This is a genomic window from Alloscardovia macacae, from assembly GCF_002259705.1.
GTDB lineage: Bacteria > Actinomycetota > Actinomycetes > Actinomycetales > Bifidobacteriaceae > Alloscardovia > Alloscardovia macacae.
Map to the genome: position 1 here is coordinate 14435 of NZ_MWWT01000008.1, position 18399 is coordinate 32833.

Consider the following 18399-nt stretch of genomic DNA (forward strand, 5'->3'; position numbering starts at 1 on the left):
AGGTCACGTGTGTTACTCCTCGGTCTGTTCTTCTTCGGTTTCTTCTGTTTCTTCGGTTTCTGGCTCTGCTTCTTCAGCTGGAGACTCGTCAGCAGGCTCTTCAGACTCTTCGTCGGATTCTTCGGAGTCTTCGGAGTCTTCAGCCGCATCCGGCTGCTGAGCATCCAGATATGCAGCCATCTCGCGTGGGTCTATGCCGAGGCCTTCGAGCATGGCTTCGTCTACGACTTCGAGGTCATTATCCACGTAGACGTCATCCTCGTCGAGGTCATCTGCATCTGCGTACTGATTCTCCAGGCTGTCCAGCAGGTCGTTCAGTGCTTCTGCTTCCTCACTGCGTCCAGCCAGCTCGAGGAAGTTCTGCTCAGCCTGAACAGCGCGCATGCGGTATGCACCGCCCACGCCCTTCGCATGCGAGATGGTGTGTACTATCTCTACAGCTTTATCAAAGAGGTCGAGGTCAGCGAGTGCTCCAGCGTACACGAGGAAGAGCTCTGCCTTCGCTTCACCATGCAGACGCTTCGCATCATCCGACAGGGCTATGTCCACAGCCTTCTGTGGGTTACCCAGACCACGTTCGCAGTCTGCCATGAATGGCAGGTAGTCTCCGTAGCCGTTCATACGGAATGCGGTACGGAACTCACGCAGGGCGAGCTTATAATTGCCCTGACGATACGCGACGAAAGCCAGCGTCTCACGGGTCACGTCCACGCGCGACGCCTGACGAGCCACCCACTGTGCATGCTCCATAGCGAGCTGAGGGTCATCCTCTTCCAGCGCGTACGCAGCCAGCATGTGCAAGCCGATGTTCTCCGCATGCTCCTTCGACAGACCGCGCAGACGCTCCTTCTCATCCTTCGAGAGCATGGACCATTCGAGGCCCTTCGGCATCTTCGGCTCGCCCGGACGACGGTCGGTATACGGATTCTGCGATGGGAAGCTCAGCGTGCCATCCGAATTACGGCGTGGCTTATCATAGTTCGCCGACGACTGACGACCCTGATGGTTACCGCGCTGGTTACTAAAGCTACGACGGTCTCCACGGCCATCTGCGCGGCCTTCGAACTGACGCTCGTCGTGGTTTGGACGGTTCTCGTCGAAACGACGGTTCTCGCGACGGTCATCCCTACGGTCATCACGCTCGTAGCGTGGGTTACGGCGCTCACCATCACGGCGCTCACCACGGCGATTATCTCTGCGGTCATCGCGACGGTCGAAACGACGCTCGCCGTCCCGCTCGAAGCGGCGCTGGCCACCACGGCGCTCCCCGTCGCGACGATCATCGCGGCGGTCGTCCCTACGGTCGTCACGGCGATCAAAACGCTTACCGCCGTCGCGCTGCTCCTGGCGGTCATGACGGTCGAAACGACGCTCCTCGCCATCCTCACGACGACGATCCGAGCGGTAGCCGCCGAACTTCCCGCCGGAATGCCCGCCACCGTTTCCACGGCGTGCGCCGAACTTTCCTCCGCGAGATCCGCTCCCACCACGCGATCCGCCGTTACCAGCGCCACCACGACGCGCAGAACCATTACCGCCGAAGCGGCGTCCACCTTGATTTTCAGCCATTCTTACTGAGCCTCCACAGCACCAAGTGCCTTCTTGCCTCGACGAACGAGAGCGAAACGATTAAAGAGGAAATCTTCGCTGCTTAAGACAGCGTCAGCGTCCTCTACACGCTGATTATTCACATACACACCACCGCCAGCGATGGTCTTGCGTGCCTCAGACAGAGACTTAAAGAGGCCGGATGCCACGCCTGCTTCTGCTACGCGCATGCCTGCTTCACCTGCGGCGAAGACCTTCTGACCGTTCTCATCGTCCACTTTCACGCCTTCGAGCGCCGCCTCGAGAGTCTCCTCGTCGAGATCGGTGAGCTCGCCACGACCAAAGAGTGCTGCAGATGCATCGATGGCAGACTGAGCTGCCTTCTCACCACGTACGAAGCTCGTCACTTCCCACGCGAGAGTGCGCTGTGCTTCACGAGCACCAGGATTCGTCTCTACTTCCTTTTCGAGACGCTCTATCTCGTCCTTCGGCAGGAAGGTGAAGTACTTCAGCAGCTTCACTACTTCACTGTCTGGCTGGTTAAACCAGAACTGGTAGAACTTATATGTGCTGAACATGGTAGGGTCGAGCCAGATGGCGCCACCCTCAGACTTACCGAACTTCTTCCCCTGAGAGTCCGTGATAATAGGAGAAGTGAGCACATTCACCGACTCACCACGTACTTTACGAATGAGGTCGAGGCCAGAGGTGAGGTTACCCCACTGATCTGCGCCACCGGTCTGGAGGGTGACTCCATAGTGGTCGAAGAGGTAGAGGAAGTCATGGCCCTGAAGTACCTGATAGCTGAACTCCGTGAAGGAGATGCCCTCATCCGAATTCAGACGGCGAGCCACGGTATCCTTCGCCAGCATAGTGCCGAGGCGGAAGTTCTTACCGACGTCACGCAGGAAGTCGATGACGTTCATCTGCGCGGTCCAGTCATAGTTCGAGACAAAGCGCACTGGGTTATCCCCATCGGTGACGAGGTAGCGGGATATCTGCTCACGCAGACGCTCCGTCCACTGTGCCACGATGTCCTTCGAGTTCAGCACACGCTCACCACTCTGGCGAGGGTCACCGATAAGACCAGTGGCTCCACCTACGAGAGCGATAGGATGATGGCCTGCTTCCTGCAGGTGACGCAGCATAAGGACCTGAACGAGGTTTCCGATGTGGATAGATGGTGCGGTAGGGTCGAATCCGCAATAATACGTAATAGGTTCTCCGCCCAGAGCCGCAGCAAGCTGCTCGCGATCAGTAGACTGGTTTATCAAACCACGCCATTCCAGTTCTTCAAGGAGCGAGTTAAACCCTGCTTCCTTGTAGTTCCTTACCTGAGCCATCGGAAAACTTTCCTCCATACTTAGCTATGTCAGTGAAAACAATTTTTCATTTCAGTTTCCCATGTGAGCGCGACTTTTAGCCCCGGGCGGTGTTCCTTTAGAGTTCCTCCCCTACTTCTGGAATTTCGCCGTCTTTTCTTCGCTCGTGAGGATCTGCCCGTACGCTATCTTCGCATTCACGATGATATCATCACTACCCTCTTCCGCAGCGATAAGCGCACACTGGCGCAGAGCATCCATGCATTCCTCATACTCTCCCTCGATAACCGTCTCGAATGGCGTCACCCGCGCATCCGGGAAGTGCTCCTGGAGGTAATAAATAACGCGGTCGATGTCTGGGATGTAATCCGCTACCTTCATCGGTAAGACCTGTATGGCTATGCTGCAGTTATTCATCTGTACGCTCATCTTCTGAGTATCCTTTCCTTCCGCTGGCATGATCCAGATCAAGTACGGTCGAAGCTCCGTGCTTCCTCTCAGCCCCGCTGGGACTCCCGTGGTTCCTAGTGTAGCGCGAGGGGTGGTGAGCTCGGATCCCGCCCGCCACCCGCGGCACGACCTGCAAAAAACTTCTGGGGAGCAGATACGAAAAGGGTCATGCGCTTCAAGCACATGACCCTTCCCTCTCTCAGTTCTCTGTTCTCAGTTCTTCTTAAAACTCTTAGAAGCTTCCTGGAGCCTTATACGCACTTCCGTCACTCGTGGACTGAGCGAACTGGGCAAGCGGAATGACTGTCTCTTCAGCGGCAGCCATCTGCTCGACCACGCGCTCGTAGGCCGTGCCGCCCTTGCCGAGGCGAGAATTGACACTACCTAAAGTGGACAGAACGGACCGTACGCCTGACGCTACCGAAGCATCGAGGAAGTCAGCGAAAATGCTCACGTAATCCTCGTCTGTCAGATCCCACAGCTCCACGCCGCGCTCTTCCGCTACGCGGACGCACTCGCCGCTGAGCTCGTGCGCATGACGGAACGGAACCTTCTGCTTGACGAGCCATTCGGCGATGTCCGTGGCCAGAGCGAAACCAGTCGGTGCCTCGGCCTCCATACGCTCGAAGTTAAACTGCATGGTGGCCACCATGCCGGTAAAGGCAGGCAGCAGAACCAAAAGCGTATCCACCTGGTCGAAGACAGCTTCCTTATCTTCCTGCAGGTCGCGGGCATAAGCAGTAGGAAGACCCTTGAGAGTCGCGAGCAGACCAGTCAGGTCACCGATGAGACGCCCTGCCTTACCACGAGCCAGCTCAGCGATGTCCGGATTCTTCTTCTGCGGCATGATGGACGAGCCCGTGGAGTACGCGTCATCCAGGCGTACGAAGGCGAATTCCTGCGTGTTCCAGATGATGATCTCTTCGGAAAGGCGCGAGATATCCACTCCGAGCATGGCAGCGACGAAGGAGAACTCTGCCACGAGGTCGCGCGAAGCTGTACCATCGATGGAATTCTCCGTCACATCGCTAAAGCCGAGCTCGAGAGCCACTGCATGAGGGTCGAGTCCCAGCGTGTTCCCTGCCAGAGCACCCGAACCATACGGAGAAAAAGCTGCACGCGCATCCCAGTCCACGAGACGCTGGATGTCTCGCATAAGCGGCCACGCGTGCGCCATAAGCTGGTGCGCCACGAGCACAGGCTGCGCGTGCTGCATGTGGGTGCGCCCTGGCATCACAGCACGGTCAGCTGCCTTCGACTGCTCGATGATGGCACGCACGAGGTCGAGCACGTCCGCCGCGATGAAGCGCGCCTGGCGGCGCAGCCACATACGGATAAGCGTGGCTATCTGGTCATTACGCGAGCGACCAGCACGCAGCTTACCGCCGAGCTCATCTCCAGCTATAGCCAGCAGACCGCGCTCGAGAGCTGTAGCCTCATCCTCGTCGCTCTCCTGAGGAGCGAAAGCCCCCGAATCGACCTGACGCTGGAGCTCGTCGAGCGCATCTTCCATGCGCTCGAGCTCGTCAGCACTGAGGTGACCAGCGCGACCGAGAGCACGTGCATGAGCACGCGAGCCAGCGATGTCATCATCTGCCAGACGCCAGTCGAACTGAGTGGACTTACTCAGGCGTGCCAGAGCTTCGGACGGACCGGAGGTAAAACGGCCACCCCAGAGGGCGATGCCCTCGGAAGCGTGAGTCATGTGTATCTCCTTTATATGAGAGGACGAGGGAAAATGGACCGTGCGCGAAAACGCGAAAAGCGAAAAACGCGAAAGCGCTTACTGCACGTCCTGAGACGGAACTTCTACAGCGTTTCCGAACTTCACGTCGCGTGCTGCAGCCACCTTCGTAGGCAGGCCGTAAATCTCGATGAAGCCGTTCGAGGCGTTCTGGTCGAACGAATCACCGGACTCGTACGTCGCGAGGTTATAGTCATACAGTGAAGACTCGGAACGGCGGCCCACGACCACTGCGCGACCACCGTGCAGAACCATGCGGATCTCACCGGAGACGTACTGCTGCGTGTCCTCGATGAACGCATTCAGCGACTTCACTGCAGGCGAGAACCACTGAGCGTCATAGACGAGCTCAGCCCAGCGCTTATCGATGTCCCGCTTAATGCGGTGCTGTTCGCGCTCGAGGCAGAAGTTCTCCAGCTCCTGGTGCGCGGTGATGAGCGTCACAGCACCAGGTGCTTCGTACAGCTCACGCGACTTAATGCCCACGAGGCGGTCTTCGATGAGGTCGATGCGGCCGATGCCCTGTGCGCCTGCACGACGGTTCATCTCTTCGATGGCCTGCAGAGGCGTGACGTCACGACCGTCTATCTTCACAGGAACGCCCTGCTTAAACTCGATGGTCACTTCGTCTGCCACTGGAGGGAAGGCTGGATCATCCGTGTACGAGTACACGTCCTTCGTAGGAGCATTCCATGGATCTTCGAGGTAGCCGGTCTCGATGGCGCGACCCCACACGTTCTGGTCGATGGAGTACGGGCTCTTCTCGGTCTGCTCGATAGGCAGCTTATGATTCTTCGCGTACGCGATCTCCACGTCACGAGTCAAAGACAGGTCGCGGATAGGGCTGATGGCAGACAGGGTCGGGTCGATGGACTGAATGGAGACCTCGAAACGCACCTGGTCGTTCCCCTTACCGGTGCAGCCGTGGGCTATGGTATCTGCGCCGAACTGATGTGCGGCACGCACGAGATGCTTCGTGATGAGCGGACGCGAGATGGCAGAAACCAGTGGGTACACGCCTTCATACATGGCATTCGCCTTCAGAGCGCGCATGCAGTACTCGTCTGCAAACTCGTCGCGCGCATCTACGATGTACGACTCGACTGCGCCACATGCCAGTGCACGTGCGCGGATGGCTTCGAGACGCTCGCCACCCTGGCCTACGTCGAGGGATACGGCCACGACGTCCTTACCCGTGCGGTCTTTCAGGAACGGGATGGCCACAGAGGTGTCCAGGCCACCGGAGTAAGCCAGAACGATGCGGTTCTTATCAGACATAACTGCCCTTTCTTCTGTTTTATGTAAATCTATAAATCTTTAGGTTTTCGCGCGGTTTTTTTCGCACGGTTTTTACGCGCGGTTTTACACGCGGTGTATGCGGGTATACGCGCGGTTTTGCGTGAACGCGAGAGGTCCATTCTTCCTCTGCTGAACCAGTTCTTCTCTGGTTCTATTCTACGCTCACCACGGTATGTACCGGCTCGTCGGAATCGACCGTTCCGCGTCTACTTCTCCGCGCCCACCATGCTCATAAGCCAGTCCATCTTTTCCTGCGCAGCAGCATTATCCGTGGTTATCATCATAACGGTGTCATCCCCCGCTATAGTGCCCGCCACATGGTCGATGGGGTACTTATCTATGGCGCTGGCCACATACTGTGCAGCTCCTGGAGGCGTGTGGATGACCACGAGGTTCTGCGCGCATACCACTTTCGTAATGAGCGAGCCTATGACCTTCGCCAGCTGAGTATGCCGACGCGCCACCGGAGTAAAAATATCCACATGCTGAGATGCCCGAGCCCCCGCACCAGCTCTCGAACCTGCCCGAGCCCCCACGCCAGCGCCCGCTCCAGCGCCCGCTCCATGCGCTGCGCTGTTACGGCGGTCCTGCTCACACGTTATCTCGTCGAGCATAACCTTCTCAAGAGGACTTTGCGTAGGAACAGCGTAGGCGAAGTCTCCTTCCTGCGTGCGCACTTTACTCGCACGCAGGTCATCGAGGTCACGGCTGAGCGTGGCCTGAGTTACCTGGATACCTTCTTCTGCGAGCAAGCTCACGAGCTGCTGCTGAGACTTGACGACATACTGTCCCAGTAGCTGCTCGATAACGCTCAGGCGCGCTGTCCGTGTGGACGGTATTCCTGCATTCATAACGTCTGCACTCCGCTCTGTTCCTGCCGGCTTACTGCGCGTCCACGCCTGCAAGCAGGCTCATATCCCCACGCTGCTGAGCGATGAGCCAAGTGAGCAGAGCCTTCTGCGCGTGCAGACGGTTTTCTGCCTCGTCCCAGACCACGGACTGTGGTCCGTCGATGACGCTCGCAGTTACTTCCTTACCACGGTATGCTGGCAGGCAGTGCTGGAAGAGCGCATCTGGCTTTGCTGCTGCCATGAGTTCGTCGTTCACCTGGTACTTCCAGAATGGCTTCGAGCGCAGCTCATACTGTGCTTCCTCACCCATGGAGACCCACGTGTCGGTGAAGATGCAGTCTGCATCCTTCACTGCCTCATACGGGTCTGTAGTGACGAGGATAGATCCGCCATTTTCTGCGGCGATACGCTCGGCATCCGCCACGATGTCTGGGCGTGGAAGGAAGCCCTGCGGACCCGCCACGCGCACGTGCATGCCCGCCACAGCGCCTGCCAGAAGGTAGGAGTGAGACATGTTATTCGCCGCGTCTCCCACGTAGGCGATGGTCATGCCCTCGAGCGCGTCCACACCACCCTTATGCTGGGCGAGTGTGAGGAAGTCCGCGAGCACCTGGCACGGATGGAAATCATCCGTAAGCGCGTTTATCACAGGAACGGTGGCGTAGCGTGCCATTTCTTCCACGCGGTCCTGCCCGAAAGTACGCCACACGAGCGCGGAGGTCATGCGCGTGAGCACGCGTGTGGTATCCGCCACTGGCTCGCCGCGTCCGAGCTGAGAACCGTTCTTATCGATGACGAGTGGGTATCCGCCCAGCTCCGCCACACCCGTGGAGAAGCTAGCGCGCGTGCGCGTGCTCGGCTTATCGAAAATGATAGATACGCCCTGTGGCCCTTCAAAAGGGCGAGCCAGGAAGCGGTTCTTCTGGAATGCGAGGCCCAGCTTGAGGATGGTTTTCTGCTCGTCATGCGAGATGTCGTCATCGCGCAGCATGTGGCGCAGCTGTCCGGTCATGCGTGTCTCCTTCTGTTTTCTCTGCGTTTTTGTATATATCCAATTTAATCGTTCGGCAGGTCATCTGGCACCTGCATGAGGATAGCACATCCTTCGCGTACTTCGTCTTCGCTCACGTTCAGAGGTGGCGCCATACGAATGGCATTCGGTGCTACTGCGTTCACGATGAGGCCATGCTCGAGTGCCCAGTCCGCCACTGCATGCGCGCACGGATGGGAAAGCTCTACAGCGTTTAAGAGTCCTGCTCCACGCACCGAGACGAAGAGCGGATTCTCGCTCTGCGCGAGAGTGTCTCGCAGCTGCTGGCCGCGAGCGCGCGTATTCTCGAGCAGATTCTCGTCTTCGATGATGCTCACGGTGGCCATGCCCGCTGCTGTGGCCAGAGGATTTCCCGCGAAGGTGGATCCGTGCGAGCCTGGGGTGAAGAGCGAGGATACTTTTTCTCCGAAGCTGATGAGTCCGCCCATAGGGAAGCCTCCTGCCACACCCTTCGCGAAGGAGATGGCGTCTGGAGTGACCCCACCACTGAGTGTCTCATCCTGGAAGGCGAACCAGTGTCCCGTGCGTCCCATTCCCGTCTGAACTTCATCGATAACGAGGAGTGCATCATGCTCGTCGCACAGTGCTCGTGCTGCCTTCACGAAGTCCGCTCCCACAGGAAGTACGCCTGCTTCACCCTGGATGAGCTCCATAATGATGCCCGCTACAGGACCACGTTCGAAAGCCTCTGTGAGTGCATCCACATTCCCCGCTTCGACGAACTCCACATTCGGAAGCAGTGGGTTATAGGGTTCGCGGATGACTGGCTTCCATGTCACGCTGAGCGCTCCGAGGGTGCGTCCGTGGAAGCTATGTGTAAGCGCGAGGATACGGGCCGACTCACCCACTCCACGCGCATCGGCATGAAGCTTCATGAGCTTGAGCGCTGCCTCGTTTCCTTCTGTACCCGAGTTACCGAAGTAGACACGAGAGCCTTCTGGAGCTCCTGCGAGTTCGATGAGCTTCGTGGCGAGGCTTATCTGAGGAACGGTAGCGAAGTAATTCGAGGTATGAGCTATCTTTGCCGCTTGTTCAGCTACAGCCTGTGCCCATACTGGGTGATTATATCCCACGGAATTCACGGCTATGCCCGCGAGGAAGTCGAGGTATTTCTTTCCTTCTACATCCCACACATGCGAGCCCTGACCGTGGTCGAGGACACGCAGTGGTGTGCCGAACACATTCATATGATGCTCGCTATACGCGTGCAGAAGCTCGTCTTCGTTCTGATTCGAGTATGTCGTATCTGTCATTATGCTTTACTCCTCCTGCTCATGCCTTCACCCTCGACCACCATCGTGCCTATGCCTGCCGTGGTGAATATCTCGTTTAAGATGGAATGCTTCTTTCGTCCATCGATGATGTGAGCCTGCTTCACTCCCCCGTCGAGAGCGCGGATGCACGCCTCCATCTTCGGGCGCATCCCGCTTTCGAGCTGCGGAAGCAGCTCACGGAGTGTCTCCACGCCTATCTCTTTGACCAGAGAAGTCTTATCTGGCCAGTTCGAGTAGAGCCCCTCCACGTCGGTCAGAATGATGAGCTTTCGCGCCCCCAGTGCCACAGCGAGCGCGGCAGCCGCTGTATCTGCGTTCACATTCAGCACCTGCGTCGGATCATCTTCATCCGGCGCTACAGAGGACACCACAGGAATGCGATTCGAGGCGATAAGGTCTTCGACAGCGCTGGCATCCACGCTGACTACGTCTCCCACAAAGCCCACGTCCACGCGTTCGCCATCCACTATGGGCATACGCTGAGCAGCGGAGAAGAGTCCTCCGTCTTCACCGGACAAGCCCACAGCATAGGGACCATACGAGTTAATCAGACCTACGAGTTCACGGGAGACTTTTCCCGTAAGCACCATACGCACGATGTCCATGGTTTCTTCGTTCGTCACACGCAGTCCGCCACGGAACTGTGGCGTGATGCCTACAGTGCTGAGCATCTCATTTATCTGAGGACCGCCACCGTGCACCACCACAGGATGCAGACCGAGCTGACGCAGGAAGACCATATCTTCAGCAAAAGCTTCTCGCAGTTCATCGCTGACCATGGCGTTTCCACCATATTTGACCACCACGAGGGAATCTGTGAATTTCTGCAGCCACGGAAGCATCTCGAGGAGCACTTCTGCTTTCTGACTATCCGTGAGATCCTCATGAACGTCAAAGGCATGAAAAGGTTCGTTTGTATTTTCTCGTATTTCCACCATATGTCTCGTTCCTCTTAAGACTCGTAGTCAGCATTAATATGCACGTAGTCGAGAGTCAAGTCATCAGTCCATACTGTCGCTTCAGCGGTGCCGGAAGTGCCGAGGTCGATATCGATGTGCACTTCGCGCTCCGCCATGGACACGAGTTCACGGCTCTGCCCTGGCTTTCCGCCATCACACACGCGAATCCCGTTTATATCCACGGTGACGTTATTCGGATCAAATGCAGCCACATCTTCTGGCACAGTACCGAGAGACGAGACTACACGTCCCCAGTTCGGATCATTTCCATAAATGGCACACTTGAGCAGGTTCGACGCAGACACTGCGCGTCCACAGGCCAGCGCAGCCTCGTAGCTTTCTGCTCCCGTCACACGAACGCGGATGTCATGCGAAGAGCCTTCTCCATCGCCTATAATCTGCCGTGCCAGGCTCGCACACGCCTGAGCCACGAGAGCTTTAAACTCGTCCACGTCTGGCTCTACTCCACTGGCTCCCGAAGCGAGAAGAATGACAGTATCATTCGTGGACATGCATCCATCCACATCGATGCAGTCGAAGCTCGTGCTCGTTCCCGTTTTCAGAGCCTCCTGAGCGAGTTCAGAGCTTACCACAGCATCCGTGGTAATGACACTAATCATGGTGGCCAGCTGTGGGGCTATCATGCCCGAGCCTTTTACCATACCACCCATACGGTATCCCGTACCATCCAGGGTGACGGTCTTCGGCTTTGTATCCGTGGTCATAATGGCCTCAGCAGCAGCCTGACCGGCAGCTTCATCTGAAGCCAGAGCCCCTGCAGCCTTCGTCACACCAGCAAACACAGCGTCTAAAGGAAGCAGCTCACCGATAAGACCAGTGGACGCCACGAGGACATCCTCGCTCGCGAAGTCCGAGCCCAGAACTGAGGCTGCATGAGCAGCAGTCTCGTATACCTGGGCGAGTCCTGTCTCGCCCGTACACGCATTCGCTCCACCGGAGTTAATCACCATAGCCTTCGCGCGTCCAGACGCTACCACTCCACGCGAGTACTGGACTGGAGCTGCCGCGAAGCGATTCGCCGTAAAAACGCCAGCCGCCACGAAAAGCGGCCCCTCATTCACGACGAGCGTTACATCCTTTTTCCCTGGTACGGAAGATATACCTCCGCGCACTCCTGCAGTGCTAAATCCTTGCGCATAGACGACGCTCATGGTGCCACTCCTATCACTGTCAGTCCCGCATCTTCTGGTAAGCCGAGAGCTATGTTCAGGGACTGAATGGCCTGGCCAGCCGTCCCTCGATTCAGATTATCTATGGCGCTGAACGCATAGAGCAGTCCCGCGCGCTCATCCACAGCCACCTGGATATGTGCTGCATTCGAACCGAGCACATTCCCCGTAGCAGGCAGCTGTCCTGCCGGCAGCACCTGCATAAACATCTGGTCTGCATACACACGTTCATACAGCGCGCGAATGCTCTCTTCACCGAGCTCACGCCCCGCATCCGTCAGAGGGGCGCTCACGGTGGCCATAATGCCCCGTGCCATAGGCGCGAGTACCGGCGTGAACCCGAGACTAAAAGAGTCTGCTCCAGTCCCACCACTAAGTCCGCACGCGTGGGCGAAGTTCTGCTTAATCTCAGGAATATGGCGGTGTGTACCACCCACACCATACGCCACAGCGGATCCCAAAGCCTCAGACGCCAGTAGGTTCACTCGCCCGAGCTTCTTTCCTGCTCCGGAGTACCCCACCACGAGGTTCGCCACGACGTCATGCGTCACAAGTCCTGCAGCCAGTGCCGGCTGCATGGCGAGCGTGGTGGCTGTAACATTACATCCTGGACCTGCGATGCGCGTGGCCCCTGCAAGTTCCGAGCGCTGGAAATCATGCCCAGACACCCCCGTCATGAGCTCTGGCATACCATACGTCCAGTGGGAGAAATACTGACCACCATAATATGCATCCCAGTCTTCCTGAGACTCCAGACGGTGGTCCGCTCCGAGGTCTACCACCACCTGAACATCGTGAAGTTCAGCTGCCAGAGCGCCGGAAGCACCATGCGGAAGAGCGAGGATAACCACATCATGACCGCTGAGCACTTCAGCAGTGGTGTCCTCGATAACGAGTCCAGCAAGGGATGGAATATGCGGCGCCCACTTACCGAGCGTATCCCCTACAGACGAGTGCCCTGTGACGCACGTGACAGTAAAATTCGGGTGCATGGCCAGAATGCGCAGGGCTTCTCCCCCTGCGTACCCCGTCGCGCCTGCCACCGCGACTGTATAGGTATGATCCACTTCCGTATGCATAATTACACCTGCTTATTCATCGTATTGTATAAGTATGCACTCTATGCACGACGACGACACGCGGACTTCAGCCAGCATAGAAAAAGGGCGGTAGAGAATCCGAAGACCCCTACCGCCCCGTATAAGACACTGACCGCGACTTCGCTCGGGAGCTACGCCTGCAGAGACTGTAATTGCCCCTGAGCCCACTCAAGCAGCATCCGCGCGAACTCCACCTCGGTCGTATTCGTCACCATAAGATAGATGTACAGGCCTATCTGCGCCGCACACAGCACAAGCGCGACGATGGCCAGCGCCCGGCCTTTCATGTGCAGACGGCGCGTGCGGCCGAGCGAGAGGATGCCGAAGAACAGCGCGAGCGGTGCCGTGGCCGAGAAGAACGCGCCGATGAACGCGAGAACTGCATAAAAGTCCCAGCGTCCATACAGCGGATTCTTCTTCGGGTCGTCCGGGTCGAACTCCTGAATAGGCAGCGGCTGACCGTTCATGTTATAGAACTGAATGCCCGGCGCCTGCTGATTCTGCGCATTCTGCTCGTCCGAGTCCACCGGCGCGTTCTGGCGAGCCGAGTCCGGCTGAGCGTCTGGCGCGAACGGATTGCGCGCGCCACGACGGGCTTTGCGCTCGTCGTCTGCCTTACGCTCTTCCGGCTTCCCATACACGTACGGATCCCAGCCCGGGAATTCCGCGCGCATACGGCCGTACGCCTTTCCGTTATCCACGGTCTGAGCGTCATCCTTCTTTTCGGTCAATTCATCCGTCACCTTCAGCTCCCTTCCTCTAGGCGCGCAGGACAGCACCTACAGCTTCTGCAGCAGCGATAATCTGCGCACGAACGGCCTCCGTATCCGAGGCATCCAGTGTGCGGTCCTGAGCGCGGAACGTCACCGCATACGCCAGAGACTTCTTACCGAGGCCTACGCCTGGTCCTACGAAGACATCGAAGAGATCGATGGATTCCAGGAGGTCTCCTGCAGCCTTACGCACGACGGTACTCATCTCCTCCGAGGTCATCTCCACAGGTACGATGAATGCGAAGTCCTGGTGCACTGGAGGGTACGTGGACACTGGCTTCGCCTGCAGAGGCTGGTACTTTACCGCTGCGAAGAGAGCGTCGAGGTCCAGTTCGAAAGCTGCCGTGTGTGATGGAAGTCCGAGGGACTCGATGACGTGCGGATGCAGCTCGCCCACGCGACCCACGGTCACGTCGCCGGCACCTTCTGCCACCTTCACGTACGCGAAGCGTCCTGGATGCCAGGTCGCTGGCACGTCCTCGCCGAAGACCTGCGTGAGGCTCAGGTGTGCTGCCAGGCGCTCGGAGATGCGCGTCACTGCTTCCACAGCATCCGTCCAGTCGGCCGTACGCTTTTCACCCATCCAGCCGGTCTCCTGGACGGTGCCCGTAAAGACTGCTGCCACGTGGAGCGGCTGCTTCGGCAGGCCTGCGTCCAGAGCTGCGAGTTCTTCGTCGCTCGGGCGCACTCCACCAGGAAGTGCTGGGATGGCTGGAGCCTGAGGATCCCACTCGAAGACGTGGCCCAGTTCGTAGGAGCTGGCCTGGAGGTTACCACGGCGGAAGTTACGCTGAACAGTGCGCATGAGCGTGAGCAGTACGTCACGGCGCAGATATGGGCGGTCTCCTGCCAGTGGATTTTCGAGCTCCACACTCACTGGGATAATCTCCTCAGCGTTCAGAGCGAAGTCCTTAAAGTCTTCCTCGCCCACGAATGGGTAACTGATGGTCTCCGTGAGGCCATACTCGGCGAGGGTATCTGCCACCTGACGGCGGCGCAGCTGCGAGTCCGTCAGACCCGAGTGGCCTGCAGCCGAGGCTGGCACTGCTGGTACCGTGACCGCTATCTGGTCGTAGCCCACGAGGCGAGCCACTTCTTCCACGAGGTCGCATGGCTCGGTGATGTCTGGGCGCCAGGTCGGAGGGGTGACGCGGAAGGTGTCCACCTCGCCGTCGCCAGCAGCCTCCCCTGCCTCCACCGTGCAGCCCACATCTTCGAGAATACGCTGAATCTCCTCAGCAGAGGTATCCAGACCCGTCAGGCGTGCCACTTCCGAGGTGCGGAAGGTGATGGCTTCTGGAGCACTCGTCGCATCGATATCCGTAGGGTACGAGGATGCAAGTCCGCCGCACACACTCGTGAGCATCTCGGCAGCTTCATACACGGCTGCTGCCTGCAGCTTCGTGTCTACGCCACGCTCGAAGCGTCGGCTGGCCTCAGATGGAATCTTATGGCGGCGAGCAGAGCGCGCTATGGAGATAGGGTCGAAGTGTGCACCTTCGAGCAGCACATTCGTGGTCTCAGCGGTCACTTCACCGTAGAGGCCACCCATCACACCGGCGATGCCGAGGATGCGCGAGCCCTTTTCACCGTTTGGCGAGTCCGTGATGAGCAGGTCTTCTGAGACGAGCTCATGCTCTTTACCATCCAGCGTGGTGAGCTTTTCGCCATCCACGGCGCGGCGCACCACGATAGGCTGCTCTATCTTATCGAGATCATACGCGTGCAGCGGCTGACCCACGTCCAGCATGACATAATTGGTCACATCCACAGCAGCAGACAGCGGACGCATGCCCGAACGCAGCAAGCGCTGACGCACGAGCGAGCTCGACTGCGCGGACGCATTAATACCACGCACCGTGCGCGCATAGTAGCGGTCGCAGCCTGGAACGCCGTGGATAGGATTCGTATCCTCGATGATGACCTGCACTTCCGAACCTTCCGAACCATCCGAAGCCGAAAGCTCCTCAGCGCATGCAGCATACTCGAGCGCCTTATCCGTAAAAGGAGCGCCCGTCGAATGATGGAACTCGCGCGCCACGCCACGGTAGCTGAAGGCATACCCGCGGTCTGGAGTAATGTTTATCTCCAGGGTAGGCTCATGCAGTCCGAGGATCTCCATAGCATCCTGACCAGGCTCGAGCGCGTCATACTGCTCCTGAGTCAGGCCATACTGGCTGAACAGGATGATGCCGTTGTGGTCAGACCCCAGTCCCAGCTCACGCTCCGAAGCGCACATACCGTTCGAGATGTGGCCGTAGGTCTTACGCGGCTCTATCTTAAAATCTCCAGGAAGGACAGCGCCTGGCAGGGTCACGACCACCTTCTCGCCAGCCTTAATGTTCGGTGCGCCGCAGACGATGCCGCGTGGCACCTTATGTCCGTCTTCGTCGAGGACGTTATGCTCGCCCACGTCCACCTGACACCAGTTGATAACCTTACCGTTCTTCTGTGGCTCAGGAACGAGTTCCTTCACGTAGCCCACCACGATAGGTCCGGTCACCTGCGAGGTGTGAATCTCTTCTTCTTCCAGGCCCACCTTCACGAGGTCAGCGGCGAGCTGATGGTATGTTTCACTGTCTGGCACGGCCACATGGTCGCGCAGCCAATTCATATCGAGTAATGGCATGTTTTACGTTTCTTTCTGTACGTGTGCTGTACGTGTGCTGTACGTGTGCTGTAAGTCCGTCTGTCCGCTTATCCGCGCTGAATGTCAGCTCTACTCGCCCATGGCGAACTGCTGGCTAAAGCGCACGTCGCCTTCTACGAGATCATGCATATCATTAATGTCGTGGCGCAGCAGCAGTGTGCGCTCCATACCCACGCCGAACGCGAATCCGGAGTACACCTCAGGGTCGATACCAGCCGAGCGAAGCACATTCGGGTTCACCATGCCGCAGCCGCCCCACTCTATCCAGCCTGGACCGCCCTTCTTATCCGGGAACCACAGGTCCAGCTCAGCGCTTGGCTCTGTGAATGGGAAGTAGCTCGGACGCAGGCGCGTCTTCGCATCCGGACCGAACATGGCCACAGCGAGCTTATCGAGCACACCCTTCAGGTCTGCCATGGTCAGGCCCTTATCCACGGCCAGAGCTTCGCACTGGTGGAAGACTGGCGTATGCGTGGCGTCGAGCTCGTCGGTACGGAACACGCGCCCTGGGCACGCGATGTACAGTGGCACACCACGGCTGAGCAGCGAGCGCGCCTGCACTGGCGAGGTATGCGTGCGCATCACCATGTTCGACCCCACGAAGCCTGCGGAGTCTTTCGCCTGGTTTCCCTTAATGTAGAAGGTGTCCTGCATCTGACGTGCTGGATGGTCTGGACCGAAGTTCAGCGCGTCGAAGTCATGCCATTCCGTCTCCACTTCTGGGCCTTCTGCTATCTGCCAGCCCATGGATACGAAGAAGTCTTCCACATCTTCGAGCAGCTTCGGCAGCGGGTGGCGTGCGCCCAGAGGCTGACGCTTCACTGGCTGGGTCATATCCACGGTTTCTGCGGCGAGAGCTGCCTTTTCGAGTGCTTCTTTAATCTGGCTTTCATGCTCGGCGAAGGCGCGGCCGAAGTCTGCACGCAGCTTTCCTACGACTTTTCCGGCTTCCTTTTTGCGTTCTGCAGCGAGCGCGCCGATGGCCTTACTCGCCTGCGCCATCACCGAGCTGCCTCCTGCGTACTCGCTGCGCAGGGCCTTCAGCTCGTCGAGCGTCTTTACTGTCTTCAGTTTTTCTATGCCTTCGCGGACGGCGTTTTCCACCGCTTGAGCGTCGAACTGGATATCCTCAGCCACGTTTACCTTCCTTCATACCTTCCGTAGAGCGCCGTGAGAGCGCGCGGGAACTGTATGCCATTTTTCCTTCTGGGTTAGACTTTAGGTCTATCTTTCCTCCCCGCGTGTGATTCGCGACGGGAACGGAAGAATTGACCTCAGCTAAGCGTGCGCACGCAGCGCAAACGCGTACAGCAGAATAGACGCGCTCATGGCCACGTTCAGAGACTCGGCCTGACCATAGAGCGGAATGACAGCCGCGCGATTACACGCGTCCACAAGCTCAGGCTCTAGCCCGCGCGCCTCGTTCCCGAACAGCACCACTTGCGAGCGGCGGAAGTCCGTCTGGTCGAGCACCGTATTCAGCTCCATAACCTGCGTATTTGTCGTCCCATACACGTCAGCGGCTGTGAGCACAGCCTGAATGCGCTCGCACCACTCGAAGAACTGCTCCTCACTCATGCTCACCACAGGAACGTGGAAGAGCGAGCCGGCGGTGGAGCGGATGACCTTCGGATTCAGCACGTCCACGCAGTCTCCCACGAGGACCACTGCCCCACAGCCAGCCGCATCTGCCGCACGGATGATAGTGCCCGCATTCCCTGGATCGCGCAGCTGCCAGCAAGCCGCCACGAGCGAACCATTCTTCACATAAAAGTCTTCCGGATCCCTCTCCACAGCCTCAGCACGCGCCACCGCCACGATACCCTGGCAGTCCTTACTCATGGCCAGCAGCACCTCATCTGTGGCCTTATGCACGTAAATGCCTGCGAGCATGGCCTCGTTCGCCAGGTCCTTGAGTACAGGTGCATCCTCATACTGCTCATGAATGTAGAGGTCGCGCACGTCCGAGGGTGCGAAGCGGATCAGCTCACGCACAGACTGCGGACCTTCTACGAGAAAAAGTCCCGTCTTCTTCCTCGCTTTGCGCGCGGACAGCTCCGCGACGTGACGCACGCGTGTGGCGCGAGGATTATCCATGACTTCGTTCTGCAGTGGCATAAGGTCCGCTTTCTGTGTGGTTCGGCGTGATTCTGAGTACGCGCGAGTACGCGTAGAGTACGCAGTAGCT

General features: G+C 58.2%; 15 protein-coding genes. All 15 read right to left on the reverse strand.

Going from position 1 to position 18399, the window contains the following annotated elements; all coding sequences use genetic code 11:
• Nucleotides 1–12: 12 nt before the first annotated feature.
• Complete coding sequence (locus ALMA_RS05930) at nucleotides 13–1569, reverse strand: tetratricopeptide repeat protein (protein ID WP_094726797.1); 1557 nt, start codon at nucleotides 1567–1569, stop codon at nucleotides 13–15.
• A gap of 2 nt (nucleotides 1570–1571) precedes the next feature.
• Nucleotides 1572–2891, reverse strand: coding sequence for a tyrosine--tRNA ligase (tyrS, locus tag ALMA_RS05935; protein WP_086105956.1), 1320 nt, complete (start codon nucleotides 2889–2891; stop codon nucleotides 1572–1574).
• Nucleotides 2892–3002: 111 nt separating this feature from the next.
• The gene (locus tag ALMA_RS05940) at nucleotides 3003–3299 is read right to left on the reverse strand and encodes a thiamine-binding protein (RefSeq protein ID WP_244568896.1); all 297 of its coding nucleotides are present in this window, start codon (nucleotides 3297–3299) and stop codon (nucleotides 3003–3005) included.
• A 253-nt stretch (nucleotides 3300–3552) separates the two neighbouring features.
• On the reverse strand, nucleotides 3553–5025 hold the full coding sequence (gene argH / locus ALMA_RS05945; RefSeq protein ID WP_094726798.1) for an argininosuccinate lyase: 1473 nt from the start codon (nucleotides 5023–5025) through the stop codon (nucleotides 3553–3555).
• Nucleotides 5026–5103: 78 nt separating this feature from the next.
• A complete protein-coding gene (locus ALMA_RS05950) occupies nucleotides 5104–6342 on the reverse strand; it encodes an argininosuccinate synthase (RefSeq protein WP_094726799.1) in 1239 nt (412 codons plus the stop codon).
• Nucleotides 6343–6569: 227 nt separating this feature from the next.
• On the reverse strand, nucleotides 6570–7214 hold the full coding sequence (locus tag ALMA_RS08265) for an arginine repressor (RefSeq protein ID WP_244568897.1): 645 nt from the start codon (nucleotides 7212–7214) through the stop codon (nucleotides 6570–6572).
• A 31-nt stretch (nucleotides 7215–7245) separates the two neighbouring features.
• Nucleotides 7246–8226, reverse strand: coding sequence for an ornithine carbamoyltransferase (gene argF, locus ALMA_RS05965; RefSeq protein ID WP_094726800.1), 981 nt, complete (start codon nucleotides 8224–8226; stop codon nucleotides 7246–7248).
• 44 nt (nucleotides 8227–8270) lie between these two features.
• Nucleotides 8271–9518 carry an acetylornithine transaminase gene (locus ALMA_RS05970; protein WP_094726801.1) on the reverse strand — a complete coding sequence of 416 codons (1248 nt, stop codon included), beginning with the start codon at nucleotides 9516–9518 and terminating at the stop codon, nucleotides 8271–8273.
• Complete coding sequence (argB, locus tag ALMA_RS05975; RefSeq protein WP_094726802.1) at nucleotides 9518–10477, reverse strand: acetylglutamate kinase; 960 nt, start codon at nucleotides 10475–10477, stop codon at nucleotides 9518–9520. The genes ALMA_RS05970 and argB overlap by 1 nt, the downstream gene beginning before the upstream one ends.
• A gap of 14 nt (nucleotides 10478–10491) precedes the next feature.
• Complete coding sequence (gene argJ / locus ALMA_RS05980) at nucleotides 10492–11670, reverse strand: bifunctional glutamate N-acetyltransferase/amino-acid acetyltransferase ArgJ (RefSeq protein WP_094726803.1); 1179 nt, start codon at nucleotides 11668–11670, stop codon at nucleotides 10492–10494.
• Nucleotides 11667–12767: an N-acetyl-gamma-glutamyl-phosphate reductase gene (argC, locus tag ALMA_RS05985; protein ID WP_094726804.1), complete on the reverse strand. Its 1101-nt coding sequence runs from the start codon at nucleotides 12765–12767 to the stop codon at nucleotides 11667–11669. The genes argJ and argC overlap by 4 nt, the downstream gene beginning before the upstream one ends.
• A 152-nt stretch (nucleotides 12768–12919) precedes the next feature.
• Nucleotides 12920–13531: a DUF4190 domain-containing protein gene (locus ALMA_RS05990; RefSeq protein WP_094726805.1), complete on the reverse strand. Its 612-nt coding sequence runs from the start codon at nucleotides 13529–13531 to the stop codon at nucleotides 12920–12922.
• Nucleotides 13532–13547: 16 nt separating this feature from the next.
• A complete protein-coding gene (gene pheT / locus ALMA_RS05995) occupies nucleotides 13548–16190 on the reverse strand; it encodes a phenylalanine--tRNA ligase subunit beta (RefSeq protein ID WP_094726806.1) in 2643 nt (880 codons plus the stop codon).
• 90 nt (nucleotides 16191–16280) lie between these two features.
• Nucleotides 16281–17348, reverse strand: coding sequence for a phenylalanine--tRNA ligase subunit alpha (pheS, locus tag ALMA_RS06000; protein ID WP_094726807.1), 1068 nt, complete (start codon nucleotides 17346–17348; stop codon nucleotides 16281–16283).
• 141 nt (nucleotides 17349–17489) lie between these two features.
• Nucleotides 17490–18329, reverse strand: coding sequence for a TrmH family RNA methyltransferase (locus ALMA_RS06005; protein ID WP_094726808.1), 840 nt, complete (start codon nucleotides 18327–18329; stop codon nucleotides 17490–17492).
• Between the last annotated feature and the right edge of the window lie 70 nt (nucleotides 18330–18399).